23 protein-coding genes are annotated in these 23598 nt (G+C 71.8%); 7 read left to right on the top strand and 16 right to left on the bottom strand.

What is annotated here, in order from left to right:
- Positions 1-55: 55 nt before the first annotated feature.
- Together ACWCQS_RS30110 and ACWCQS_RS30105 are read left to right on the top strand one after the other, a co-directional pair.
- Complete coding sequence (locus tag ACWCQS_RS30110; RefSeq protein ID WP_451007358.1) at positions 56-1369, top strand: GH1 family beta-glucosidase; 1314 nt, start codon at positions 56-58, stop codon at positions 1367-1369.
- A 9-nt stretch (positions 1370-1378) separates the two neighbouring features.
- A complete protein-coding gene (locus ACWCQS_RS30105; protein ID WP_451007357.1) occupies positions 1379-2659 on the top strand; it encodes an MFS transporter in 1281 nt (426 codons plus the stop codon).
- A gap of 16 nt (positions 2660-2675) precedes the next feature.
- Here ACWCQS_RS30105 and ACWCQS_RS30100 read toward each other — a convergent pair whose 3' ends face one another.
- Entirely contained in the window at positions 2676-3530 is an 855-nt protein-coding gene (locus ACWCQS_RS30100; RefSeq protein WP_451007356.1) for an NAD-dependent epimerase/dehydratase family protein, read from the bottom strand.
- A 123-nt stretch (positions 3531-3653) separates the two neighbouring features.
- Here ACWCQS_RS30100 and ACWCQS_RS30095 point away from each other — a divergent pair, with 123 nt between their 5' ends.
- Entirely contained in the window at positions 3654-4508 is an 855-nt protein-coding gene (locus ACWCQS_RS30095; RefSeq protein WP_451007355.1) for a helix-turn-helix transcriptional regulator, read from the top strand.
- On the opposite strand, the gene era is transcribed toward ACWCQS_RS30095, so the two are convergent.
- Positions 4505-5458, bottom strand: a complete 954-nt coding sequence (gene era / locus ACWCQS_RS30090; protein WP_451007354.1) for a GTPase Era — start codon at positions 5456-5458, stop codon at positions 4505-4507. The two genes, ACWCQS_RS30095 and era, sit on opposite strands and share 4 nt — an antisense overlap.
- A gap of 151 nt (positions 5459-5609) precedes the next feature.
- On the opposite strand from era, the gene ACWCQS_RS30085 reads away from it, so the two are divergent.
- Entirely contained in the window at positions 5610-6926 is a 1317-nt protein-coding gene (locus ACWCQS_RS30085) for an ammonium transporter (protein WP_451007353.1), read from the top strand.
- Entirely contained in the window at positions 6923-7261 is a 339-nt protein-coding gene (locus ACWCQS_RS30080) for a P-II family nitrogen regulator (protein ID WP_451007352.1), read from the top strand. The genes ACWCQS_RS30085 and ACWCQS_RS30080 overlap by 4 nt, the downstream gene beginning before the upstream one ends.
- On the opposite strand, the gene ACWCQS_RS30075 is transcribed toward ACWCQS_RS30080, so the two are convergent.
- The 5 genes from ACWCQS_RS30075 to ACWCQS_RS30055 all read right to left on the bottom strand — a co-directional run bounded on the left by ACWCQS_RS30075 (position 7155) and on the right by ACWCQS_RS30055 (position 11655).
- On the bottom strand, positions 7155-8165 hold the full coding sequence (locus tag ACWCQS_RS30075) for a WxL protein peptidoglycan domain-containing protein (protein ID WP_451007351.1): 1011 nt from the start codon (positions 8163-8165) through the stop codon (positions 7155-7157). The genes ACWCQS_RS30080 and ACWCQS_RS30075 overlap by 107 nt on opposite strands.
- A 71-nt stretch (positions 8166-8236) precedes the next feature.
- Positions 8237-9574 (bottom strand): beta-xylosidase, encoded by a 1338-nt coding sequence (locus tag ACWCQS_RS30070; RefSeq protein ID WP_451007350.1) that lies wholly within the window; start codon positions 9572-9574, stop codon positions 8237-8239.
- A 173-nt stretch (positions 9575-9747) separates the two neighbouring features.
- Positions 9748-10224 carry a hypothetical protein gene (locus ACWCQS_RS30065; protein ID WP_451007349.1) on the bottom strand — a complete coding sequence of 159 codons (477 nt, stop codon included), beginning with the start codon at positions 10222-10224 and terminating at the stop codon, positions 9748-9750.
- Between the two features lie 165 nt (positions 10225-10389).
- The gene (locus tag ACWCQS_RS30060) at positions 10390-10743 is read right to left on the bottom strand and encodes a cytidine deaminase (protein WP_451007348.1); all 354 of its coding nucleotides are present in this window, start codon (positions 10741-10743) and stop codon (positions 10390-10392) included.
- A 51-nt stretch (positions 10744-10794) separates the two neighbouring features.
- A complete protein-coding gene (locus ACWCQS_RS30055; protein WP_451007475.1) occupies positions 10795-11655 on the bottom strand; it encodes a helix-turn-helix transcriptional regulator in 861 nt (286 codons plus the stop codon).
- A gap of 109 nt (positions 11656-11764) precedes the next feature.
- On the opposite strand from ACWCQS_RS30055, the gene ACWCQS_RS30050 reads away from it, so the two are divergent.
- Positions 11765-13207, top strand: a complete 1443-nt coding sequence (locus tag ACWCQS_RS30050) for an MFS transporter (RefSeq protein WP_451007347.1) — start codon at positions 11765-11767, stop codon at positions 13205-13207.
- Here the strand turns inward: ACWCQS_RS30050 and ACWCQS_RS30045 are convergent.
- The 8 genes from ACWCQS_RS30045 to ACWCQS_RS30010 form a co-directional block, all read right to left on the bottom strand.
- Entirely contained in the window at positions 13192-14211 is a 1020-nt protein-coding gene (locus ACWCQS_RS30045; protein ID WP_451007346.1) for a S66 family peptidase, read from the bottom strand. The genes ACWCQS_RS30050 and ACWCQS_RS30045 overlap by 16 nt on opposite strands.
- Before the next feature lie 52 nt (positions 14212-14263).
- A complete protein-coding gene (locus ACWCQS_RS30040; RefSeq protein WP_451007345.1) occupies positions 14264-14623 on the bottom strand; it encodes an MmcQ/YjbR family DNA-binding protein in 360 nt (119 codons plus the stop codon).
- Positions 14620-15921 (bottom strand): hemolysin family protein, encoded by a 1302-nt coding sequence (locus ACWCQS_RS30035; protein WP_451007344.1) that lies wholly within the window; start codon positions 15919-15921, stop codon positions 14620-14622. The genes ACWCQS_RS30040 and ACWCQS_RS30035 overlap by 4 nt, the downstream gene beginning before the upstream one ends.
- Before the next feature lie 8 nt (positions 15922-15929).
- The gene (ybeY, locus tag ACWCQS_RS30030) at positions 15930-16427 is read right to left on the bottom strand and encodes an rRNA maturation RNase YbeY (RefSeq protein ID WP_450984459.1); all 498 of its coding nucleotides are present in this window, start codon (positions 16425-16427) and stop codon (positions 15930-15932) included.
- A 12-nt stretch (positions 16428-16439) separates the two neighbouring features.
- Positions 16440-17522: a PhoH family protein gene (locus tag ACWCQS_RS30025; protein WP_388622194.1), complete on the bottom strand. Its 1083-nt coding sequence runs from the start codon at positions 17520-17522 to the stop codon at positions 16440-16442.
- Positions 17523-17679: 157 nt separating this feature from the next.
- Positions 17680-18837: a carbohydrate kinase family protein gene (locus ACWCQS_RS30020; protein WP_451007343.1), complete on the bottom strand. Its 1158-nt coding sequence runs from the start codon at positions 18835-18837 to the stop codon at positions 17680-17682.
- Between the two features lie 64 nt (positions 18838-18901).
- On the bottom strand, positions 18902-20191 hold the full coding sequence (locus ACWCQS_RS30015; RefSeq protein WP_451007342.1) for a glucarate dehydratase family protein: 1290 nt from the start codon (positions 20189-20191) through the stop codon (positions 18902-18904).
- Positions 20188-21144, bottom strand: coding sequence for a 5-dehydro-4-deoxyglucarate dehydratase (locus ACWCQS_RS30010; protein ID WP_451007341.1), 957 nt, complete (start codon positions 21142-21144; stop codon positions 20188-20190). The genes ACWCQS_RS30015 and ACWCQS_RS30010 overlap by 4 nt, the downstream gene beginning before the upstream one ends.
- A gap of 215 nt (positions 21145-21359) precedes the next feature.
- On the opposite strand from ACWCQS_RS30010, the gene ACWCQS_RS30005 reads away from it, so the two are divergent.
- Positions 21360-22622, top strand: a complete 1263-nt coding sequence (locus tag ACWCQS_RS30005; RefSeq protein ID WP_451007340.1) for an MFS transporter — start codon at positions 21360-21362, stop codon at positions 22620-22622.
- Here the strand turns inward: ACWCQS_RS30005 and ACWCQS_RS30000 are convergent.
- On the bottom strand, positions 22574-23578 hold the full coding sequence (locus ACWCQS_RS30000) for an adenosine deaminase (RefSeq protein ID WP_451007339.1): 1005 nt from the start codon (positions 23576-23578) through the stop codon (positions 22574-22576). The genes ACWCQS_RS30005 and ACWCQS_RS30000 overlap by 49 nt on opposite strands.
- Positions 23579-23598 lie beyond the last annotated feature (20 nt).

Below are 23598 nucleotides of genomic sequence, written 5' to 3'. Positions count from 1 at the left end.
GTGGAGAAGTTGTGAATCCTTACCCTCGGTAACCTCGGCTGAGGATGATCCGGCCATGGCGACTGACGCAGGCAATCCGATACCTCGGTTCCCGGCCGACTTCCTGTGGGGCGTGTCGACCTCCGCCCATCAGATCGAGGGGGCGGCGGACGAGCGCGAGGCGTCCGTGTGGGACGTGTTCACGGCCGAACCGGGGCGGGTGAAGGACGGTTCGACGGCGGCGGTGGCCTGCGACCACTACCACCGCCACCGGGAGGACGTGGCCCTCCTCGCCGGCCTCGGCGTGGACGCGTACCGCTTCTCCGTCTCCTGGCCCCGGGTCGACTCCCCCGGCGGCCTGGACTTCTACGACCGCCTGGTGGACGAGCTGTGCGCGGCGGGCGTACGGCCCGTGCCCACCCTCTTCCACTGGGATCTGCCCGCCTCCCTGGACTGGCTCCGGCGGGACACGGCGGACCGGTTCGCCCAGTACGTCTCCGTGGTGGCCGAGCGGCTCGGCGACCGCGTCACGAAGTGGATCACCCTCAACGAGCCCGCCGAGCACACCCTCCTCGGCCACGCCCTCGGCGCCCACGCCCCGGGCAGGCAGCTCCTCTTCGACGCGCTCCCGGTCGCCCACCACCAGCTCCTCGCGCACGGTCTCGCGGTACGGGCCCTGCGCGCGGCCGGGGCGGCGGACATCGGCATCGCCAACTCCCACGGCCCCACCTGGCCCGCCTCCGCCGAGCCGGCGGACACGGAGGCGGCCGGCTTCTACGACGTCCTGCTCAACCGCCTGTTCGCCGAGCCGGTCATCCTCGGCCAATACCCGGACGGCATGGGCGAGTTGATGCCGGGTGACGTGCAGGAGGACCTGAAGGTCATCGCCGAGCCCGTCGACTGGTACGGGATCAACTACTACGCGCCGACCCGGGTGGGTGCCCCCGGCGGCACCGACAGCGAGTACGGCGGTCTGGCGCTGCCCGCCGAACTACCCTTCTCGGTACGGGAGATCGAGGGACGGACGGTGACCGACTTCGGCTGGCCGATCGTCCCCGAAGGCCTCACCGAGCTGCTGTGCGGCTTCCGCGAGACCTACGGCGACAGGCTCCCGCCGATCGTCATCACCGAGAACGGCTGCTCCTACGACGGCCTCGACGACCAGGACCGCATCGCCTACCTGGACGCCCACATCCGCGCCCTGCACACCGCCATGGCGGCCGGCGTGGACGTGCGCGGTTACTTCGTGTGGTCCCTGATGGACAACTTCGAGTGGGCCGAGGGCTATCAGCGCCGCTTCGGCCTGGTGCACGTGGACTACGAGACGCTGAAGCGCACCCCGAAGGCCTCCTACCACTGGTTCCGGGACCTGCTCCGGGCCCAGGGATGACGGCCCGCGATGACCGCGCAGGACGACGGCACGGAGGCGGCCACGGTCCGTGCCCCGGCCGCGCTGGCCGAGCCCGTCGAACCGGTCGGCCGGGGCTGGACGGCGGCCCTCTCGCTGGCCAACGGGGCGATCTGGGTCGGTTGGTTCGGCCCGCTGCAGATCCTGCTCGCCTCCCAGGCGAAAGACTTCGCACCCGGCTCCGGGATGTCCAAGGAGACCATGCTCGCCTGGGTGACCGGCGCCGGCGCGGTGGTCTCCCTGTTCGCCAACCCGCTCTTCGGCGCCCTCTCCGACCGTACGACCGCCCGCCCCGGCCGCCGTACGCCGTGGATCGTGGCCGGGTCGGCGGGCGGCGCGCTGTCCCTGCTGCTGCTCGCTCGGGCGGGCGGGGTGTGGTCCATGGCGGTTTGCTGGTGCCTGGTGCAGCTCACGCTGAACGCGGCGTTCGCGGCGGTGACGGCGGCCGTGCCGGACCGGGTGCCCCGGCGCCAACGGGGCGCGGTGGGCGGCTGGCTGGGGGCGGCGCAGATCCTGGGCGTGGTCGGCGGAACGGGACTTGCGACCGTGGCGGGCGGAGTGGGGGCCGGGTATGCGGCGTGCGCGGTGTTCACGGTGGCGGGTGTGCTGCCGTACGTGCTGCGCCACGCCGACCTGCGGCTGCCGCCGGAGGACCGCCCGCCGTGGTCCCGGCGCGGGTTCGTCGCGGGCTTCTGGCTGAGCCCGCGCCGGTATCCCGACCTCGGCTGGGCCTGGCTGACCCGGTTTCTGATCAACCTCAGCAACTCGCTGGTGCTGTTGTACCTCCTCTACTACCTGCGGGACCGCCTGCACTACGCCGACCCTGGCCAGGGCGTGCTGATCCTGACGGCCGTCAACAGCCTGACGCTGATGGCGACGGTCGTGGCGGGCGGCGTCTGGTCGGACCGGGTGGGCCGGCGCAAGCCGTTCGTCGTCTGGTCGGGCGTGCTGATGGCGGTGGCGACGGCGGCCCTGGCCGGCTGGCAGACCTGGCCCGGCGCGCTCGTGGCGGCGGCCGTCCTCGGCGTCGGCTTCGGCGTGTTCACCTCCGTCGACTTCGCGCTGATGACCGACGTCCTGCCGAAGGCGCTGGACCGGGGCAAGGACCTCGGAGTCATCAACGTGGCCAACGCCCTGCCCCAGGTGGCCGCCCCCGCACTGGCGGCGCCGATCGTGACCTACCTGGGCGGCTACCGGGTGCTGTACCTGGTGGCGGCGGTGATCGGGCTGGCGGGGGCGTTGCTGGTGGGGCGGATCAGGGGGGTCGACTAGACAGGACCTGGGTGGCTCAGAGGACTCCGGCGTCGCGGGCGGCCCAGACGGTCGGGTAGAGGGGCCGGAAGCCGAGGTCCCGGCGGATCCGCTCGGTGGACATGACCCCCAGCCATGGGTCGGGGTCGGTCCGGGTGTGCATGTCGGCGGGCGCCTCGACGCCGTTCAGCTGGTGCAGCTCGACCGCCGTGACGGGGGCGTCGTCGGCGATGTTGTAGACGGGGCCGCCGACCGCCGGTGCGTACAGCAGGCGCAGCAGCCCCTGGGCGACGTCGGCGTGGTGGCCCATGTGCAGCCGCTGGGTGGACGCCCAGTGCGTGGCCCAGCGCAGGGACTGGGCGAGATGCGGGTCGCCGTCGCCGTAGACGAAGGGCAGCCGGGCCACCCGCACCTCCATGCCGTCCAGCGCGAGCAGTTCCCGTTCGGCCGCCGCCTTGGACTCGGGATAGGCGCCCCACATCGCGCCGCCGGGCCGGGTCTCGTCGTCCTCGGTCAGCGGGCGGCCCCGCCCGACGCCGTACACGAGACACGTGCTGACCTGCACGAAGCGCCGCACGCCCGAGGCCAGCGCGGCGCGGCCCAGGGCCAGGGCCGCGTCCCGGTTCACGGCCCACGCCTCCTCGTCCGGCACCCCGCGGAAGGACGCCGCGATGTTCACGACCGCGTCCACCCCGGCGAGCGCCTTGCCGAGCGTCTCCTCGTCCCGCAGATCGCCGACGGCGACCTGGGCGCCCAGCTCGGCGAAGACCTCGCCGCGCGCCGCGTCCCGCACCAGGACCCGTACCTGCTCGCCCGGCCGCCGCTGGGCCAGCAGCCTCGGTACGAAACGCCGGCCGACCTGTCCCGTGGTGCCCGTCACCAATGTCAGCATGTTCTGCTCCTCTCGACCTGGTGCCACCACTGTCGGGCGGTGTCGCGCCGGCCGGGAGAGACCTCCCGATCAGGGGACCGACACTCCCTGGATAACTCCGGCGCGCTGCCCCACCCTGAAGAGGTGAACCGAGCCGAACTCGCCGACTTCCTGCGCCGTGGCCGTGCCCGGCTGGACCCGACCGACGTGGGCCTCACGCCCGGCGCCCGCCGCCGTACCCCGGGCCTGCGGCGGGAGGAGGTGGCGTCGCTGGCCGGCATGTCGGTCGACTACTACACCCGGCTGGAACAGTGCCGGGGCCCGCGCCCGTCCCGCCAGATGCTCACGGCGCTGGCCCGGGCGCTGCGCCTGACCGACGACGAGCGGGACCACCTCTTCCACCTGTCGGGCGAGGAGCCGCCCCGCCGGGAGACGACCTCCAGCCATGTGCGGCCCGGGCTGCTGCTGGTCCTGGACCGGCTGCACGACGCGCCGGCGCTCGTGGTGACGGACTGCGGGGAGGTGCTGGCGCAGAACGCGATGTCCAGGGCTCTCTCAGGAGACGCGCTGGCCCGTCCGGCGCGTGAACGCAACCTGGTGCGCCGCTTCTTCCTGGACCCGGCGGGACGCGAGCTGTTCCCGCCGGAGGACGTGCCGGACCACGCGCGTCAGTACGTGGCGAACCTGCGTGCGGTGACCGCCGCCCGCCCCGACGACCCCGAACCGGCTAGGTTGGTCGCCGAACTCCGCGCCACCAGCGAGGAGTTCGCCCGCCTCTGGGACGAACACGAGGTGGCGGTACGGCGCAGCGCGACCAAGCGCTTCCGGCACCCGGTGGTCGGCCTCCTGGAACTCGACTGCGAGGTCCTCCTGACCGACGACCACCGCCACCAGCTCGTCCTCCACACGGCCCGCCCGGGCACGGAGTCGTACGAGCGGCTCCAGTTGCTGAGGGTGGTGGGGCTGCAGGACATGACCCCACGGAGTGCCGTCGGTTAGAACCCGAGCCTGCGGAGCTGCTTCGGGTCCCGCTGCCAGTCCTTCGCGACCTTGACGTGCAGATCGAGGAAGACCGGCGTCCCGAGGAGTGCCTCGATGTGCTTGCGGGACTTGATGCCGACCTCCTTCAGGCGCTTGCCCTTGGGGCCGATGATGATGCCCTTCTGGCTGGGGCGCTCGATGTAGACGTTGGCGTGGATGTCCAGCAGGGGACGGTCCGCGGGGCGGTCCTCGCGCGGCAGCATCTCCTCCACGACCACGGCGATGGAGTGGGGCAGCTCGTCGCGTACGCCCTCCAGCGCGGCCTCGCGGATGAGTTCCGCGATCATGACCTGCTCGGGCTCGTCCGTGAGGTCGCCCTCGGGGTAGAGCGCGGGGCCCTCCGGCAGCAGCGGGATCAGCAGGTCCGCCAGCAGATCCACCTGCTTGGCGCCGACCGCCGACACCGGCACGATCTCCGCCCACTCGATGCCCAGCTCCTTGCCGAGCTGGTCGATCGCGATCAGCTGCTCGGCGAGGGTCTTGGAGTCGACCAGGTCGGTCTTGGTGACGATGGCGACCTTCGGGGTCTTGCGGATCCCGGCCAGTTCCTTGGCGATGAAGCGGTCGCCGGGCCCGATCTTCTCGTTCGCCGGCAGGCAGAAGCCGATCACGTCGACCTCGGCCCATGTCGTGCGGACGACGTCGTTGAGCCGCTCGCCGAGCAGCGTGCGCGGCTTGTGCAGTCCCGGCGTGTCCACAAGGATCAGCTGGGCGTCAGGCCGGTGCACGATCCCACGCACCGTGTGCCGCGTCGTCTGCGGCTGGTTGGCGGTGATCGCCACCTTCTGCCCGACCAGAGCGTTCGTGAGGGTGGACTTGCCCGCGTTGGGACGGCCCACGAAGCAGGCGAAGCCGGCGCGGTGGACGGCCTCGGCCGACTGCTCGGATGACTGGGTACGAACACTCATGCCGTTCATTGTCCCTGATCCACGGGCCCCGCCGTACCGTGAGATTTCGGTAACCCCAGCGCAACGAAACGTCACGGAAACACACCTGTACGCGACCGGAAACGCTCACCGGTGACGCTCTGCCGAGCCCGCCCACTCGTTGGAGACGCCCGTGACCCTCGCCGCCGCGCACGTGAACACCGGCGACACCGCCTGGCTGCTCGCCGCGACCGCCCTCGTCCTGCTGATGACCCCGGGACTCGCGCTGTTCTACGGCGGCATGGTCCGCACGAAGAGCGTCCTCAACATGCTGATGATGAGCTTCGTGTCGATCGCCCTGGTCACGGTGGTCTGGCTGGCGGCCGGCTACTCCCTCGCCTTCGGTGACGACGCGTTCGGCGGGCTCATCGGCGGGCTCCACCACGCCGGTATGAGCGGCCTCGGCCCCGGCAGCGTGCACGGCACCGTCCCCACCCTCCTCTTCGCCACCTTCCAGCTCACCTTCGCGATCATCACGGCCGCCCTGATCAGCGGCGCGGTCGCCGACCGCACGAAGTTCTCGGCGTGGCTGGTCTTCGTCCCGGTCTGGACCCTGCTCGTATACGTTCCGATCACCCACTGGGTGTGGGGTCCGGGCGGCTGGATCGCCGGCAGGCTCGGCGCGCTCGACTTCGCGGGCGGTCTGCCCGTCGAGATCGCCTCCGGCGCCTCCGGTCTCGCCCTGTGCCTGGTCCTCGGCCCGCGTCTGGGCTTCAAGAAGGACGCCATGCGGCCGCACAACCTGCCCATGGTGATCCTGGGCGCCGGTCTGCTCTGGTTCGGCTGGTTCGGCTTCAACGCGGGCTCCGCGCTGGGCGCGAACGGCCTCGCCGCGGCCGCCTTCCTGAACACCCTGGCCGCCGGCTGCACCGGCCTGCTCGGCTGGCTCTTCGTCGAGCAGAAGCGCGACGGCCACCCCACCACCCTGGGCGCCGCCTCCGGCGCGGTGGCCGGCCTGGTCGCGATCACCCCGTCCTGCGGCACGGTCTCGCTGGTCGGCGCGCTGGTCGTCGGCCTCGCCGCCGGGGTCGTCTGCTCCTACGCGGTCAGCTGGAAGTTCAGGCTGAACTACGACGACTCCCTGGACGTCGTCGGCGTCCACCTGGTCGGCGGCGTCATCGGCACCCTGCTGATCGGCCTGTTCGCCGAGAAGGCGATGACCGGCGGCGAGGAGGGCCTCTTCTACGGCGGCGGACTCGCCCCGCTCGGCAAACAGGCGCTGGCCGTGGTGGTCGTGGCGGCGTACGCCTTCGCGGTGACGTACGGCCTCGGCAAGCTGCTCGACAAGGCGATGGGCCTGCGCGCGAGCGAGGAGCAGGAGCAGACCGGCCTGGACCTTACGGTGCACGCCGAGACGGCTTACGATCACGGGGTCCTGGGCCATGGAGCCCCGGTCTCCCATTCCGTCCTCACCGGAATCAGCACGCAGAAGGTCGACTCCCAGGCATGAAGCTCATCACCGCGATCGTCAAGCCGTACCGTCTGGACGAGGTCAAGACCGCCCTGCAGGAGCTCGGTGTGCACGGTCTGACCGTGACCGAGTCGAGCGGCTACGGCCGGCAGCGCGGCCACACCGAGGTGTACCGGGGCGCCGAGTACCGGGTCGACCTGGTGCCGAAGGTGCGGATCGAGGTCGTGGTCGAGGACGCGGACGCCGACGCCGTGATCGACGCGATCGTCACGGCCGCGCGGACGGGGAAGATCGGGGACGGGAAGGTGTGGGCCGTACCCGTGGAGACGGTCGTCCGCGTGCGGACCGGCGAACGCGGCCCCGACGCGCTCTGACCAGCAGCATCCCGACCGCCACGGCGGCGACGAACACCAGCGCCACGACCAGCCACGGCAGCGCGAGGAAGGAGGCGCTCGCCGACTGCCGGGTGCCCGGCGCGCTCGCGGTCAGCGTCACGTCCGCCCGGTCGAGCTGGGGCGCCCCGGACCAGGTCTCGGTGAGCCGGACCCGCTGTCCCGGCAGCAGCTCGGACGGCACCCGGGTCAGCTCGCGGTCGAGCAGCGTACGGCCGAACAGCCCGCGTGCCTTCAGCTCCACCTTGGGGTCGAGGGTGACGTTCCCGGTGTTGCGCAGGGTGTAGGAGACGGTGGCCGTGCCGGTGCCGATGCCCGGGATGAGGGGCTGGTGGTGGCTGATGTGCAGCTGCCCGACGGAGAGCGCGGGCAGTGTGGGCCCGCTGACCCGGAGGTAGACGCGGGCGCCGACGGCCCGCTGCACGCCGAGAGCCAGTGATCCGCTGCCCGCGTCGACACGCTCGTCCAGGGCGACGATGGCGCCCGGGTGGTCACCGGGTTCGGCACCCTGCGGGACGCGGAGGGTGAACGGCACGGTGACGGTGCGGTGTCCGGGCACGGTGACCCGGTCCTTCGCGGGCTTCGCCCACGCACCCACTCCGCTCATCCGCTCCTTCAGCGTGCGCACGGCGAAACCGCCGTCCCGGGCGGTGTTGTAGGCGTCGGCCGCGTAGAGCCGGAAGGTGAGCGGGCCGCCGGTCCTGTTCTGGACGGCGACCTTGTCGGTGAGGGTCTGGCCGGGGTCGGCGGAGAGATAGAAGTAGGGCCGCGCGGCGATCTTCGAGGCGACCGGGTAGACGGACCAGCTGCCGTTGTCGGCGGCGTGGGCGGGCGTGGCCTGCCATGCCAGCATCAGACCCAGGAGGAGGACGTACAGCTTGCGCATGGGTGCGGACCCCCACGGACGGGAGACAGGGCGGAAGACAGGGGAACGGGCGGGTGCGGACGCCCGCACGCTCAGGTGAGCGTCAGCGTGAGCACGCCGGAGTACGCGCCCGGAGGCGTGAACGCCGGTACGTCCAGGGAGAGTCCGGCGTCGACGGTGAACTCACCGCCGGTGAGCGTGCCGTCGGAGGTCGACGCCAGGGTCGCTCCCGCGGCACCCACGGTGCCCGCCGAGCCGGCCTTGCAGGTGCTGGGGCTGCCGGGTTTGGTGGCGCAGGCGGGATTCCAGCTGAGCTTGCCCGCGCCGATCTTGCCGCCGGGGCCGGTGAAGTCGGTGACCTTGCCGGTCAGGGACCAGCCCGCGGGCCCGCCGCGGAAGTCCTGCACGGTCACGGTCTGGAGCTTGCCGGTCGAGGCGCCGCCCTTGCCGAAGTCGACCGCCGACAGCGCGACGGAGTCCCCGGCCTGGGACATGGACAGCGTGCCCGCCTTGACGGTGGTGGTGAGCTTCTGGCTGCCGGGCGGGACGGGGGTGTTGTCGTTGACGGCGTAGGCCGCGGGTCCGGCCCCCTTGTCCGCGCTCCAGGAACCGCCCTCGTAGGCCACGATCCCGGTGGTCGTCTTGTCGTTGACGACCAGGGAACCGCTGAAGGAGCCCTGGGCGTTCGCGGTCACGGTGGCGGTGTCCGCGGTCTGGGTGCCGCCGGACCGGCCGGCCAGGGTGACGGTGGCGCCGGGCGTGAAGTTGCTGCCGGTGACGGTCACACTGGCCCCCGGGTCACCCGAGGCCGAACTCAGCGAGATTGCCCGGGTATTGGCCGGAGTGCCGTCCGTCGCCGTGACGGTCTGCGACACGGGGGCGGGCGGATGGGTGACCGTGCACGGGGTGTCCAGCTCCAGGATGTAGCTGGTGTGGATGTTGTAGTCGCCGGGCGAGAGGGTGATCTGCCCGGCCTTGGTGACGGTGAACGTGCCGGTCATGGAGAAGGACGGGAACGCGGCCTTCCCCGGCACCGGTGGGTTTTTCTTCGGCCCGGCGACGGTCACGTCCCCCGTCTGGGCGCCGCCGAGGGTCACCTTCCCGGTGGGGGTCATGATGTCGGCGGGCAGGGCCAGGTCGGTGGGGTTGCTGGCGGCGGCGGTGACCACGGTGTAGGTCACGGTGACGGTGTCGCCGACCTTGGGGCTGGTGTTGTCCACCGAGACGTTCGCGGTCGTGGTGCCGTCGATCGGCGGGATGCCCGCGACGGCGGGCGGGATGCAGTGCGTGGCGAAGTCCACGTTCGTACCGGCGGCACCGGCCGGACAGGCCAGCGCGCCGCCCGCGGTGACCGCGAGCGCCGTCGCCCCGAACAGCGACGCCCAGCGCCACCGTCGGGATCTTCGTGGTCTTGGGGGTGTCGAACCCATGGGGCCCCCTCCTGAGGGTTGCGGGCGCAGCGGCTCGTCTGCGCCGACAGGGGGCATTGATGTGGAGCGGGGGTGAGAAGTCAATGGAGATGCCGCAGAAATCTGACGGATCATCAGTTTCTGCGGCATCCACGGGACTTCCGGCCGGAACCGGAAGACATCTCTCAGTTCGGTCAGTCGAAGACGAAGGGGCCGGGCGACTGCGGGCCGCTCGCCGTGCAGGTCACGGTGACCCCGAAGATCACCATCTTCAGCGAGCCGCCGTAGGCGTCGAGGCTGTCACCGGAGGCGACGGTGCCGGGGAGCGGGCCGACGCTGACGGCGTCGCCGGCGTTCATGGCGGGGTTCTTGGTCCCGCTGAACACTACCGAGCCGCCGCCGGCCTTGGCCATGGTGAGGGTGGAGGAGATGGAGTCCTGCGCGACCGCGACCGGCGCGGTGATCGCGGACGAGGTGAGGGTGATGGTGGCCGAGGTGCCGCTCTGGGTGGCGGTGAGCGTGGCCGTGCCGCCGCCGAAGATGCCGCAGCTCGCGGTGATGGTCGCCGACTGTGGGGTGACGGCGGCCGCGGAGGGTGCGAAGGCGAGACCGGTGACCGCGAGGGCCCCGGCGGCCAGTGCCGCACCCATTGCCGTGCGCTTGCCTCTCATGGGGATCCGCTTCCCTTCCCTGTGGGGGGTGCCGTGTGGGGGGACACCGACGGGCGGGTGCGGATCTGACGACCCGTCGGATGTGTGGCTTCATTGATGCGCAAGGAAAGGAACCCAACAAGGTTGAATTCCAGCCGACCTTTCGTTCGGCTGGTACCAGTGCCGTCAGCCGGCGGAAACGGTCACCCGCACAGCTCCGTCAGGGCCGGCCAGCAACACCGGCGTCTCCGCGCCCCCGAGGTCGGCGACGGCAGCCAGGTCCTCGTCCGCCACGGACTCCGCCGCACTCACGACCGCCGCCGCCTCCAACGACGTGGCCCCGGAGGCCACGGCCATGGCAACAGCCGTACGCAGCGCGCTCAGTTTCAGCGAGGGCAGCGAAACCGACCCGGCGGCATAAGTACGCCCGGTCTCGTCCCGTACCGCCGCCCCCTCCGGCACACCGTTGCGGACCCGCACGGAACGGGCCAGGGTCACGATCTTGCGGTCCTCGGGATCAAGCGCGTTGCTCTCGGTCATGCCCAGAGCATACGAAGCCACGGCCCACCCACCCCGCCATGGGGTGCCGCGTCACCCCGCCACGGGATACATCGCACCCCGCCGCCCCTCCGGAGAGGCCAGCCACTCCAGCTTCTCCGCGGTGTTCGCCTCGTCCAGCGGAGTGTGCAGCACGATCATCAGATCGGGCCGGACCGGGACCTTGAGCGCCGTGGACTCCACCACCAGCAGCCCGGCCAGCGGATGCTCCAGTTCCTTGCGGATCTGCCCCTGGTCCTCGATGTCCCGCTCGGCCCACAGCGCCACGAACTCCGGGCTCGCCGCGCTCACCTCGGCGAGCACCGCCTGGAACCCCTCGTCGTCCGGCCGCGCGGCACACGCCGCCCGGAACTGCGCCACGACCGTACGCGCGTTCCGCTCCCAGCTGTGGCTGCGCGCCCGGTACATGGGGTCGGTGAAGAAGTCGACCAGGCAGTTCTGTGTGATGTCCGACCGCATGCCGAGCACGATCGCGGCCGCGTCGTTGTACATCACGCAGTTGTAGTACAGGTCCATGATGTGCGCCGGAAACGGCATCCAGGCGTCGATCAGCCGCCGCAGCCCGTCGCACATGTCCCGCTTCTCCGGGGCCACTTCGGGCGTCGGCGGGTTCATCCCGGCCAGCAGATACAGATGCCGGCGCTCGGCGTCGCTCAGCCGCAGCACCCGGGCCACGGCGTCCAGCACCGACGGCGAGACGGAGATCTCCCGCCCCTGCTCCAGCCACTGGTACCAGGAAGCCCCCACCCCGGCGAGCACGGCGACCTCCTCCCGGCGCAGTCCGGGCGTACGGCGCCGGCCCCCGCCCGCCGGCAGCCCGGCCGCCTCGGGACTGACCCGGGCACGCCGGCTCATCAGGAACTCCCGCAGCTCGTCGCGCCGATGGCTGCGCATCGCCCCAGCAGCAGGCACGTACCGCTCCTCCCCCGTCGTGTCTGGTGGTGCCACCACCACCATAAGTTCCGACTCCCCACCGGTATTCCGCGCGCCCGAAGCTCTTGCCATGGCGATCGACACCACCACCCAGACCACCACCGCCACGGGCACAGCGCTCGACACCCCCCGGCCGCCCCGGTTGTCGACGCGTGACAAGCTCGTGCTGTTCGTCCTGTGCGCGGCCCAGTTCATGGTCGCGCTGGACTTCTCCGTCCTGAACGTGGCCCTGCCCGAACTCGGCACCGACCTCGGCATGAGCCGCTCGGCGCTGCAGTGGGCGGTCACCGCGTTCGCGCTGCCCTCCGGCGGCTTCCTGCTCCTCTTCGGCCGCATCGGCGACCTGTACGGCCGCCGCAGGCTGTTCCTGACCGGCCTGGCCGTGTTCGGCGCGGCCTCGCTGCTGGCGACCCTGGCCTGGGACCCAGCGTCGTTCCTCGCCGGACGCGCGCTGCAGGGTCTCGGAGCGGCGGCCATCGTGCCGACCGCCATGTCCCTGCTGACCACCACCTTCCCGGAGGGCCCGGCCCGCGACCGCGCCCTCGGTATCGCCGGCACGGTGATGTCGCTGGGCTACACGGTCGGCATGGTCGCGGGCGGGATGCTGACCGACACGCTCGGCTGGCGCTCCACGATGGCCCTGCTCACCGTGTCCGCGCTGATCGTGCTGCCCCTGGCCCCCGCCCTGCTGCCCGAGTCCCGCACCCCGGACCGCCCGCGGCTGGACGTGCCCGGCGCGATCACGGTCACCGCGGGCCTGCTGTCGCTGATCTACGCCCTGTCCACCGCCGCCGACCACGGCTTCGGCCGCGCGGACGTCATCGCGGCGCTGACCGCCGGCGTGCTCCTGCTGACCGCGTTCACGGTGGTCGAATCCCGCACCCAGGCCCCGCTGGTCTCGCTGCCGATGCTGCGCCGGCGCACGGTGGCCTGGGGCAACCTCGGCGGTCTGGTGACCTTCTCGATGATGTCGACGGTGATCTTCGTGCTGACCCTGTACCTCCAGGACGTCCTGCACCTGTCGGCGTTCGAGACGGGGCTGGTCTTCGGTGTGCAGGGCGTGCTGTCGGCGGTCGCAGGCTCGATCGCGCCGAAGGTGATCAGCCGCTTCGGCGCCCGCCGCACCCTGGTCGGCTCGCTGGCCGGCCAGGGCGCGCTGATCGCGACGCTGCTCCTGCTGAACGCCCACACCTGGTCGGTGTGGGCGGCCACGGCCGCCGTGTCCCTGGCGAGCATGTTCCACCTGGGCGCGATCATCTCGTACGGCCTGACCGTCACCTCCGGTGTCCCGGACGAGGAGCAGGGCCTGGCCACCGGTCTGGTGACCTCCACCCAGCAGGTCGGCATCACGGTCGGCATCCCGCTGCTGGGCGTCCTGGCCACCACGTCCCACGACCTGCTGTCGGGCGTCCACACGGTCCTCGCCCTGGACGCGGGCGTAGTCCTCGCGGCCGCCGTCCTGGTCGGCCTGGGCCTGCGCCAGGGCCGGAGCCGGGGTCAGTTCAGGGTCTGAACGATCTCGCTCCGCGCGGCCGTGTGCACCACACGGCCGCGCGCGCCGTTGACCAGGGGGAGGTAGGGGGCGACATGCCCGCACTCGACATCGGCGACGATCGGCACCCCGAGCGGGCCGAGCGCGTCGAGCACGGCCTCGTGCTGGGTGAGGGTGGGGCTGTCGGGGGCGTGGGTACGGCCGACGAGGACGGCGGCGGCCCGGTCGAAGAAGCCGGCGAGACGCAAGCCGTGCAGGTGGCGGCAGATGGTGAACGCGTTGTCCTCGCAGGCCTCGACGTAGACGAGCAGCGGTTCGTCCCCGGCGAACCGCGAGACGTCCAGGTACGGGGTGCCGGCGAGGTGGCCGACGGTCTCGACGCAGCCGCCGATCAGCCGGCCCTCGACCTCCACGTCCCCGTCGCCGTCGAGCCGCGTCCAGGTGCCCTCGGCGTCCAGGGTGAGGTCGCGGATCTCCGGGTGCCCGACCCAGTCGTCCCAGCGGGCGGACCGGTACCGGCCGGGCGGCGTCTGCGCGAACGGCTCCCCCTGCGGCGCCGCGACGATGTCCAGCCAGGACCTGAGACCCTCCGGCGTCCGGTAGGGGGTGTCCATGAGGTTGTTGCCGTGCACGGTCGCGACCCCGGTGAGCAGGGTCAGCGGCGTGATGATCGTGGACATGTCCGAGTAGCCGACGACCCAGGTCGGCTCGGCCCGCCGGATCGCCTCGAAGTCGAGCAGCGGCAGCAGATCGATCGCCGTCTCCCCGCCCCAGGGAGGCACGACGGCCCGGATCGTCGGGTCGGTCAGCATCCCGGTCAGCTCGGCCGCGCGCTCGGCGGCCGGCGCGCTGAGGTGCGTCGAGCCGTCCATGCACCGGCCGACGACCATCTCGTATCCCCGCTCCTCCAGATCCCGGACCGCGAGGTCGAGGCGCGCGCGCATCTTCTCGGCCACCCCGCTGGACGGGGAGGTCACCCCTATACGGTCACCGGGGCGCAGGGGGCGCGGATACCGAGTCGTCATGCGCCGGATTCTGACAGGGGGTCAGCGGGTCCCGGCAACGGATTTACGGCTCCTACGGCCGGTCCAGCCGCAGCCGCTCCGCCCGCGGCAGCCCGGCGACGACGAGGTCGTACGAGTCCTCGATCAGCTCTTTCACCAGGCGCGCGGGCAGCCCGCCGTCGACCGTCACGGTGTTCCAGTGCCGCTTGTTCATGTGATACCCGGGGACGATCAGCCCCTCGTGCTCGGTGCGCAGCCGGACCGCGTCCTCCGGATCGCACTTGAGGTTGACCGTCAGGGGCCGCGCGTCCAGCCGCGTCAGGGCGAACAGCTTGCCCCGGACCTTGAAGACGGACGTCTCCGGACCGAACGGGAAGTCCTCCACCGCCGCGTTGAAGGACAGGCAGAAGGCGCGCAGCTCTTGCGGGGTCACTCGGCCTTCTCCTCCTGAGCGGGGGGTGCGGGCACGGGCTCCACCAGCACCGTCACGATCTTGTTCCGGCGGCCGGACGCCGCTTCCGCCGTCAGCCGCAGGACGCGCGCGTCGGGCAGTTCGACCTCGGCGGACGCGCCCGCGATGGGCACCCGGCCGAGCGCCTTGGCGAGCAGCCCGCCGACGGTCTCCACGTCCTCGTCGTCGTACTCCTCCAGGCCGTACAGCTCGCCGAGGTCGGTGATGTCCAGGCGGGCCGTGACCCGGAAGCGGTCGTCGCCGAGGTCCTCGACCGGCGGGAGTTCCCGGTCGTACTCGTCGGTGATCTCGCCGACGATCTCCTCCAGGATGTCCTCGATGGTGACGATGCCGGCGGTACCGCCGTACTCGTCGATGACGACGGCGACGTGGTTGCGTTCCTTCTGCATCTCGCGCAGCAGGTCACCGGCGTTCTTGGTGTCCGGCACGAAGGCGGCGGGCCGCATGGCGGTGGAGACCAGGTCGCCCTCCGCCTCCCGGTTGATGTGGGTCTTGCGGACCAGGTCCTTCAGATACACGATCCCGACGATGTCGTCCTCGCTCTCGCCGGTGACCGGGATCCGGGAGAACCCGGAGCGCAGGGCCAGGGTGAGGGCCTGCCGGATGGTCTTGAAGCGCTCGATGGTGACCAGGTCGGTGCGCGGCACCATGACCTCGCGCACGAGCGTGTCGCCGAGCTCGAAGACCGAGTGCACCATGCGGCGCTCCTCGTCCTCGATCAGCGACTCCTTCTCGGCGAGGTCGACCAGCGCCCGCAGCTCGGCCTCGGAGGCGAACGGTCCGCGCCGGAAGCCCTTGCCCGGAGTGAGGGCGTTGCCGATGAGGATGAGCAGGGACGGGATCGGGCCCATGATCCGGGCCAGCGGCAGCAGCACGTAGGCCGCCGCGGTCGCGGTGTTGAGGGGGTGCTGGCGGCCGATGGTGCGCGGCGACACCCCCACGGCCACGTACGACACCAGGACCATGACCCCGATGGCGACCAGCAGCGCCTGCCAGGTGGCGCTGAACGCCTCCAGGCAGGCGTAGGTGACCAGGGCCGCCGCCGCCATCTCGCAGGCGACGCGGACCAGCAGGGCCACGTTCAGATAGCGGGTGGGGTCGGCGGCGACCTGGGCGAGTTTCGCGCTGCCGCGGCGGCCGGACTTGACGGCCTCCTCGGCGCGGAAGCTGGAGATCCGGGCGAGGCCCGCCTCCGCGCAGGCGGCGAGCCAGGCGACGACGACCAGCGCGATGGCGCCGATCACGATCTGCGGACTCATGGGTGTGCTTATGAGACGGTCGGCGCCGGGGAGGGCCCGGTCAGCCCGTGCTCGGCTCGCCATCCGTCCACGATGGCGGCCTGGAGTCCGAACATCTCGGCCTTCTCGTCCGGCTCCTCGTGGTCGTAGCCGAGCAGATGCAGCACGCCATGGACGGTGAGCAGCTGGAGTTCCTCGTCCATGGAGTGCTGCGTCTCGGCTTCCGCCCCCTGCTTGGCGGCGACCTCCGGGCACAGCACGATGTCGCCGAGCAGCCCCTGCGGCGGCTCTTCGTCGTCCTTGGACGGCGGCCGCAGCTCGTCCATCGGGAACGACATGACATCGGTGGGGCCCGGCAGGTCCATCCACTGGATGTGCAGCTGCTCCATGGCGTCGGCGTCCACGACGATCACCGAGAGCTCGGAGAGCGGGTGGATGCGCATCCGCGCGAGTGCGTAGCGGGCGATGTCGAGGATCGCCTGCTCGTCGACCTCGGTGCCGGACTCGTTGTTGACGTCGATCGACATGGTCGTGCTGGTCTACTTCCCCTTGGTGCCCTTGGCGCCGGGCTTGCCACGGCCGCCCTTGTGGGTGCCGTTCTCGGTGCCGTACTTGCTGTCGTATTGCTCGTACGCGTCGACGATACGGCCCACCAGCTTGTGCCGTACGACATCGTGGGAAGACAGCCGGGAGAAGTGGACGTCCTCGACGCCCTCCAGGATCTCCTGCACCTGCCGCAGACCGCTCTTGGTGCCGTTCGGCAGGTCGACCTGGGTCACGTCACCCGTGATCACGATCTTCGAGTCGAAGCCGAGGCGGGTGAGGAACATCTTCATCTGCTCGGGGCTCGTGTTCTGGGCCTCGTCCAGGATGATGAAGGCGTCGTTGAGGGTCCGGCCGCGCATGTACGCGAGCGGCGCGACCTCGATCGTCCCCGCTGCCATCAACCGCGGAATGGAGTCCGGGTCGATCATGTCGTGCAGCGCGTCGTACAGCGGGCGCAGGTAGGGGTCGATCTTCTCGTAGAGCGTGCCCGGCAGAAACCCGAGCCGCTCACCCGCCTCCACCGCCGGCCGGGTGAGGATGATCCGGTTGACCTGCTTGGACTGCAGGGCCTGTACGGCCTTGGCCATGGCCAGGTAGGTCTTGCCGGTACCGGCGGGTCCGATGCCGAAGACGATCGTGTGCTTGTCGATCGCGTCGACGTACCGCTTCTGGTTGAGGGTCTTGGGGCGGATGGTGCGGCCCCGCGAGGACAGGATGTTCTGCGTCAGCACCTGAGCCGGGGTCTCGGGGCCGTCGCTCGTCCCGTTCTCGCTCGCCTTGAGCATGGCGATCGAGCGTTCCACTGCGTCCTCCGTCATCGGCTGCCCGGTGCGGAGCACCAGCATCATCTCGTCGAACACGCGCGAAATGAGAGCGACGTCGGCGGGATCGCCGACCGCGCTGATCTCATTGCCCCGGACATGTATGTCGGCCCCCGGGAAGGCCCTCTCGATCACACGCAGGAGGGAGTCGCCGGAACCCAGAACGGTCACCATGGGGTGCTGGGCGGGGACGGTGAACTGCGCTCTCGCCTGCTCCTGCGCGGGGGTGGTGTGAGCTGTGGGTGTCTGTGTCATGGGCCGGCGCTGAAGGCCTGCGCTTCCTCCTCGTCACGGCCGCGTAGCTGAGGGCGGCCTCGCGATTCCAGGGTACGACGGTGCACAGACAAGCCCGTAGGGCTTTTCGAACGGGGGGCTGCCCGGCGACGGGGGCCGCCCGGCAGCGGGGGGCCGCTCAGCCGGACCGGCGGAACCCGATGGTCGGGACGGCGCGGCGCAACGGCCACGGGCGGTCCAGTTCCTCCGGCACGAGCGCGTCCAGGAAGCCGTACCTGCGCAGCGCCGCGGGATCCTGCCCCGGCACCGACTGGACCCGCCGCCACCACGCCCCGACCTCCGACCACCCCGGCGCCGACAGGGACCCACCGAACTCCTGCACCGACAGGGCCGCCGTCAGTCCGGCGAAGGCCAGCCGGTCCGCCAGCGGCCACCCCGCCAGCGACCCCGTCACGAAGCCGGCGACGAAGACGTCTCCCGCCCCCGTCGGATCCAGCGCCTCCACGGCGATCGCCGGCACCTCCGCCGCCTCCCCCGTCCGCCGGTCCACGGCATAGGCCCCCTCCGACCCCAGCGTCACCACGGCCACCGGCACATACTCGGTCAGGGCGTGCGCCGCGTCCCGCGGACAGTCGGAGCCGGTGTACCGCTTCGCCTCCTCCGCGTTCGGCAGGAACGCCTCGCAGTGCGCCAGATCGGCGAGCCCGGCGAGATCCCACGCCCCGGTGTCGTCCCAGCCGACGTCGGCGAAGATCCGGGTCCCCTTCCGCGCGGCCTCGGCGATCCACGGCGCGCGCGCACCGGGCGTCAGTGAGGCGACGGCGGCACGCGCGCGGGGCGGGCAGTCCGCGGCCCGCTCCTGGAGGAGCACGGCCTCCGGGGGCGGCTGGTGCCCGTGGGACACCATGGTCCGCTCGCCCTCGTACGCCATGGACACCGTCACCGGCGAGTGCCAGCCGGGCACGGTCCGTGACGCCGACAGATCGATGCCCTCGCCCTGTGCGAGCGCGTCCCAGCAGTACTCGCCGTAGTGGTCGTCCCCGAAGGCCGCCGCCAGGGAGGTCTTCAGACCGAGCCGGGCCAGGGCCGTGGCCATGTTGGCGACCCCGCCGGGGCTGGAGCCCATGCCCCGGGCCCAGGACTCGGTGCCGCGCACGGGTGCCGAGTCCAGACCGGTGAAGATGATGTCGAGGAAGACCGTGCCCGTCAGATAGACGTCCCAGGGCGGATCGCCGGGCCGGCGCAGCGCGGCGAGCGGGTCGACCTGGGCCTGACAGCGCGCGGCCTGGGTGAGGTGTTCCGGTTCCTCTCCGGTGATCGTGTGCGACGGGGTCACGGTGCGCTCCCTGGCGTGGTGCGGATCTGGCCAGTGTGCACCAATCACCCCGCCGCGCAGGGGGTTACCAGCGGGGCATCACCGGTTGCCGCCAGCCGGGTTCGGCCACCCGCATCGCGGCCGCGTCGTCGCGGTCGCGCAGCGAGCCGTCGTCCTCGGCCCAGCGCCGGTGCAGCCGGGCCAGCTCGTCCCGGTCGAGCTCGACCCCGAGGCCGGGGGCGTCGGAGACCTCGGCCTTCCCGGCCCGGAACGCCGGACGCTCGGTGAGGACGTCCTCGGACTGCCAGGGATAGTGGGAGTCGCACGCGTGGTGAAGGCCGGGGACCGTGGCCGCGACCTGGGTCATCGCCGCGAGGCTGATGCCGAGATGGGTGTTGGAGTGCATCGACACCCCGACCCCGAAGGCGGCGCAGATCGCGGCGAGCCGCTGGGTGTTGCGCAGCCCGCCCCAGTAGTGGTGGTCGGAGAGCACGACCTGCACGGCGTCGCGCGTGAACGCCTCCTTGATCTCGCCGAAGGTGGTCACGCACATGTTGGTGGCGAGCGGGACGTCGGTTCCCGCCGACACCTCGGCCATTGCCGGCGTGCCCAGCGTCGGGTCCTCCAGGTACTCCAGGACGTCCCCGAGTTCCTTCGCCACCTTCAGCGAGGTCTCGACCGACCAGGCGCCGTTGGGGTCGAGGCGCAGCGGATGGCCGGGGAAGGCCTCGGCCAGGGCCCGTACGGCGGCGATCTCCTCGTCGGGCGGGAAGACGCCGCCCTTGAGCTTGAACGACGTGAAGCCGTGCCGCTCCTTGAACAGCCGCGCCTGTGCCACGACTCCGGCCGGGTCGAGAGCGGCCCCCCAGTCGTCCTGCTCGCAGGCCACGCCCTCCGGATGGCCGGCCCACTTGTAGAACAGGTAGGCGCTGTACTCGACGGCGTCCCGCACCTTGCCGCCGAGCAGGGCGTGCACGGGCAGCCCGAGCGCCTTGCCCTGGGCGTCCAGGCAGGCGACCTCGAAGGCGGACAGCACCGACAGCCGGAGCTTGTCGGCGCTCTGCACCCCGCGCAGCCCGCCGGCGTCGGCCTGTCCCTCGACCCGGGACTCGTCCACGCCGAGGTCGATCTCGAACAGTCCGTTCACATCCATGACCGAGCGGCCGGTGAGCCGTTCGGCCAGCGGGCGGGCCAGTTCCAGGTACTTGGTGTCGCCGTAGGTCTCGCCGAGCCCGGTGATCCCGTCGGCGGTGACGATCTCCACGATCAGCCGGGGGGTGTACGGCTGGTGCACGCCCTGGGTGTTGAGCAGCGGCGGGTCGGCGACCAGGATCGGCGTCAGCCGCACCTCGGCGACGGTCAGGTCACGGGTCACAGGGAGGCTCCTACGAGGTCGAGTCCGGCGGTGAGCAGGGCCTTGAGGTCGGCGAGGTCGGCGGGTGCGGGGTCGGTGAGCGGGGCGCGCACGGGTCCGACGCGCTGTCCGCGCAGCCGGGCCGCCGCCTTCACCAGGGACACGGCGTATCCGGGGGTTCGGTCGCGGAGTTCGACGAACGGCACGTAGAAGTCCCGCAGCAGCTTGTCGGCCATCCCGTGGTCGGCGTCCCGCAGGGCGGCGAAGAAGGCGCCGGCGATCTCCGGGGCGAAGGCGTGCACGGCGGAGGAGTAGGCGGGGACGCCGACGGTGGCGTAGGCGCGGGCCTGGATCTCGGCGGTGGCGGCGCCGTTGAAGAAGAGGAAGCCGTCGGGGGCGGCGAGGGTGAGGCGCTGGAGCCGGTCGAGGTCGCTGTGACCGTCCTTGAGGCCGATGACGTTCGGGATGCGCGCGATGCGCCGCAAGGAGTCGGCCGTGTAGGCGACTTGGCCGCGCTGGTAGGCGATCAGCGGCAGCCGGGTGCGTTCGGCGAGCCGCTCCAGCTGGGCGGCGAGGCCGTGCTGCGGGGCGTCGACCAGGTAGTGCGGCAGCACGAGCAGGGCGTCGGCGCCAGCCTCCTCGGCGATCCGTGCGAACCGGGCGGCCTGCGCCCAGCCGTACCCGGTCCCGGCCACGACCGGAACCCTTCCTGCCGCCTCCTCGACGGCGGTGGTGACGACGGTCCGGTACTCCTCCTCGTCCAGCGAGAAGAACTCCCCGGTGCCGCAGGCCGGGAAGACGGCGCCGGGCCCGGCGGCGAGCCGGTCGGCGACATGGGCGCGGAAGCCGCCGGGATCGAGGGAGCCGTCGTCGTGGAACGCGGTGAGCGGGAAGGACAGCACCCCGCGCGCCATCCCCTCCCGCAGCCGCCGCGCCACACCCTCGGGACTCGGATCGCCACCCACCCTGATCATCTCCCCTTATGAATGACGTCTATATATGCGAACGCAGCTTAGTTGCTTCTACCCGGACCCCTACCGCACAAACCGAAAAGTGACGCAGATCGCACTCTCGGCCCTTCTTCCGGAAACCGCGTGCTTGGTACAACTTCCTCGGATGTTCCTGTCCGTCGACAGGCGTCGCCCTCCTCCCCCCGCACGCCCCTCCTTTCGCCTGCCCTGGAACGCCCGTGTCCGCCCCCCGCTCCATGCCCTGGCCCCTCGTCGCCCTTTTCACGGCCGGGTATCTCGCGCCCTATCTGCTGCCGACCACCGTCGGCCGGCTCGATTCCGCGCTTCCGCTCAACCCCACCCAGGCCGGGGCGATCGGCAGTGCGCTGCTGCTGAGTTCGGCGGCGGCGGGCTTCCTGCTGGCCTCCCGGGTCGACCGGATCGGCCCCCGCACGCTCGCCCGGCTCGGCCTCGCGCTCGCCGTCCTCGGCTACGGCGGAGCCGCCCTCACCGCCTTCGTTCCGGCCGTGGTCGCGGGCGCGGTCGTCGGCGGCTTCGGCTCCGGCACGGTCACGGCGGTCGCGGCGAGCGGCATCGCCGCGATGGGGGTCCCCCCGCGCGAGGATGTTCGAGCGTGGGGGAGCGATCCGCACCGGGTCACCACGCTCGGCCTGCTCGGCGTCTCCGCCCTCGCCGGCGCCCTGTATCTGACGATCCCCCACCTCGGCCCCGGCCACGGCCTGCCCCTCGCGGCCATCGCGCTCACCGCGCTCGCGGTCCTCCCGCTCACCGGCCGCCTGCCCGGTCGTACCGCACCGGCCCGGACGAGTGTTGCGCACGGCCGGCTCCCCCGCCCCCGCGCCGGGCTGCTGCTGGCCGCCGCCATGCCCTGCTGGTCCCTCGCCCAGAACTCCCTCTGGGGCGTCAGCGGCCGGATCGGGCTCGACCAGGCCCACCTCAGCGAGGTCACCGTCGGCGCGGTGTTCGCGATCGCGCTCGGCGCCGGACTCCTCGGGGTCCTCGGCGCGGGCGCGCTCGGCCCCCGGCTGGGCCAGGCCGTGCCCATCGGCGCCGGTACGGCACTGATCGCGGGCTGCATCGCGCTCAGCGCGTCCGCGACCGACCTCACGGCCTTCGCGGCGGGCGAGATCTCCTGGAACCTGGTCTACCCGGTCGTCCTGTCGTACGTCATCGGCCTCGCCGCCTCCCTCGACCCGCGCGGCCGCTGGGCGGTCCTGGTCGGCTCGGCGGCGTCACTGGGGACGGCGGCGGGACCGCTGGCGGGAAGTGTGCTGGCGGCAGGAGCGGGCTTCCCGGTGATGGGCAAGGTGCTCGGCGCCGGGCTGCTGCTGATCGCCGTACCGATGACGGCGGTGGCGCTTCGGGCGGGCAGGCGGCCCCTGCCGGTGGTGGAAGTGCCGGTGGAGTCGCCCGCCGTGCCCGCCCGGAGCGCCTACGACACGGCGTCGCCGAACTCGTACGCGTCGACCTCGGCGATGTAGCGGGCCCGCCGCTCCTCGTCGTCCTCCAGGAAGGAGGCGAGGAAGGAGTTGCGGGCCAGCTCGCGCAGCCGGTCCTCGGTCAGGCCCAGGGTCTGGTGTACGGCCGCGAAGTTGTCGCCGGCGTATCCGCCGAAGTACGCCGGGTCGTCGGAGTTGACCGTGCACAGCAGGCCGGCGTCGAGCATGGCCGGCAGCGGGTGGTCGGCCAGCGTGTCGACCGTGCGCAGGCGGACGTTGGACAGCGGGCACAGGGTGAGCGGAATCCGCTCCCGCACCAGCCGCTGGACCAGCGCCGGGTCCTCCATGCAGCGCAGCCCGTGGTCGACGCGCTCGACACCGAGCACGTCCAGGGCCTCGGTGATGTACTCCGGCGGCCCCTCCTCACCGGCGTGCGCGACCCGGCGCAGCCCGAGCGCGGCGGCGGCCTCGTACACCTCCCGGAACTTCACCGGCGGATGCCCGACCTCGGCGGAGTCCAGGCCGACACCGGTGATCCGGTCCAGGTACGGCCTGGCGGCCTCCAGGGTCTCCCGGGCCGACTCCGCGGATTCGTCCCGCAGGAAGCAGAGGATCAGCCTGGTGGAGACGCCATGGTTGCGCTCGCTGCCGGCCAGCGCCCGCCACAGCCCCTCCACGACCGTGCCCATGGGAACGCCCCGCGCGAGGTGGGCCTGCGGGTCGAAGAAGATCTCCGCGTGCCGCACGCCCTGCGCGGCGGCACGGGCCAGATAGGCGTTCGCCAGGTCGGCGAAGTCCTGCTCGGTGCGCAGGACGGCCATCAGCTCGTAGTACAGGTTCAGGAAGGACTGGAGGTCCTCGAACTGGTAGGCCTTGCGAAGCTCGTCCGTGTCCGCGTACGGCAGGGTCACGCCGTTGCGGGCGGCCAGCTCGAACGCCAGCTCGGGCTCCAGAGTGCCTTCGATGTGGAGGTGCAGTTCTGCTTTCGGGAGGGGCATCAAAGCATCGTACGGATCTT

The organism is Streptomyces sp. NPDC002076, assembly GCF_053593835.1.
Note: the sequence above shows the minus strand (reverse complement) of the source record. Positions and strands in the feature narration are given on the sequence as shown.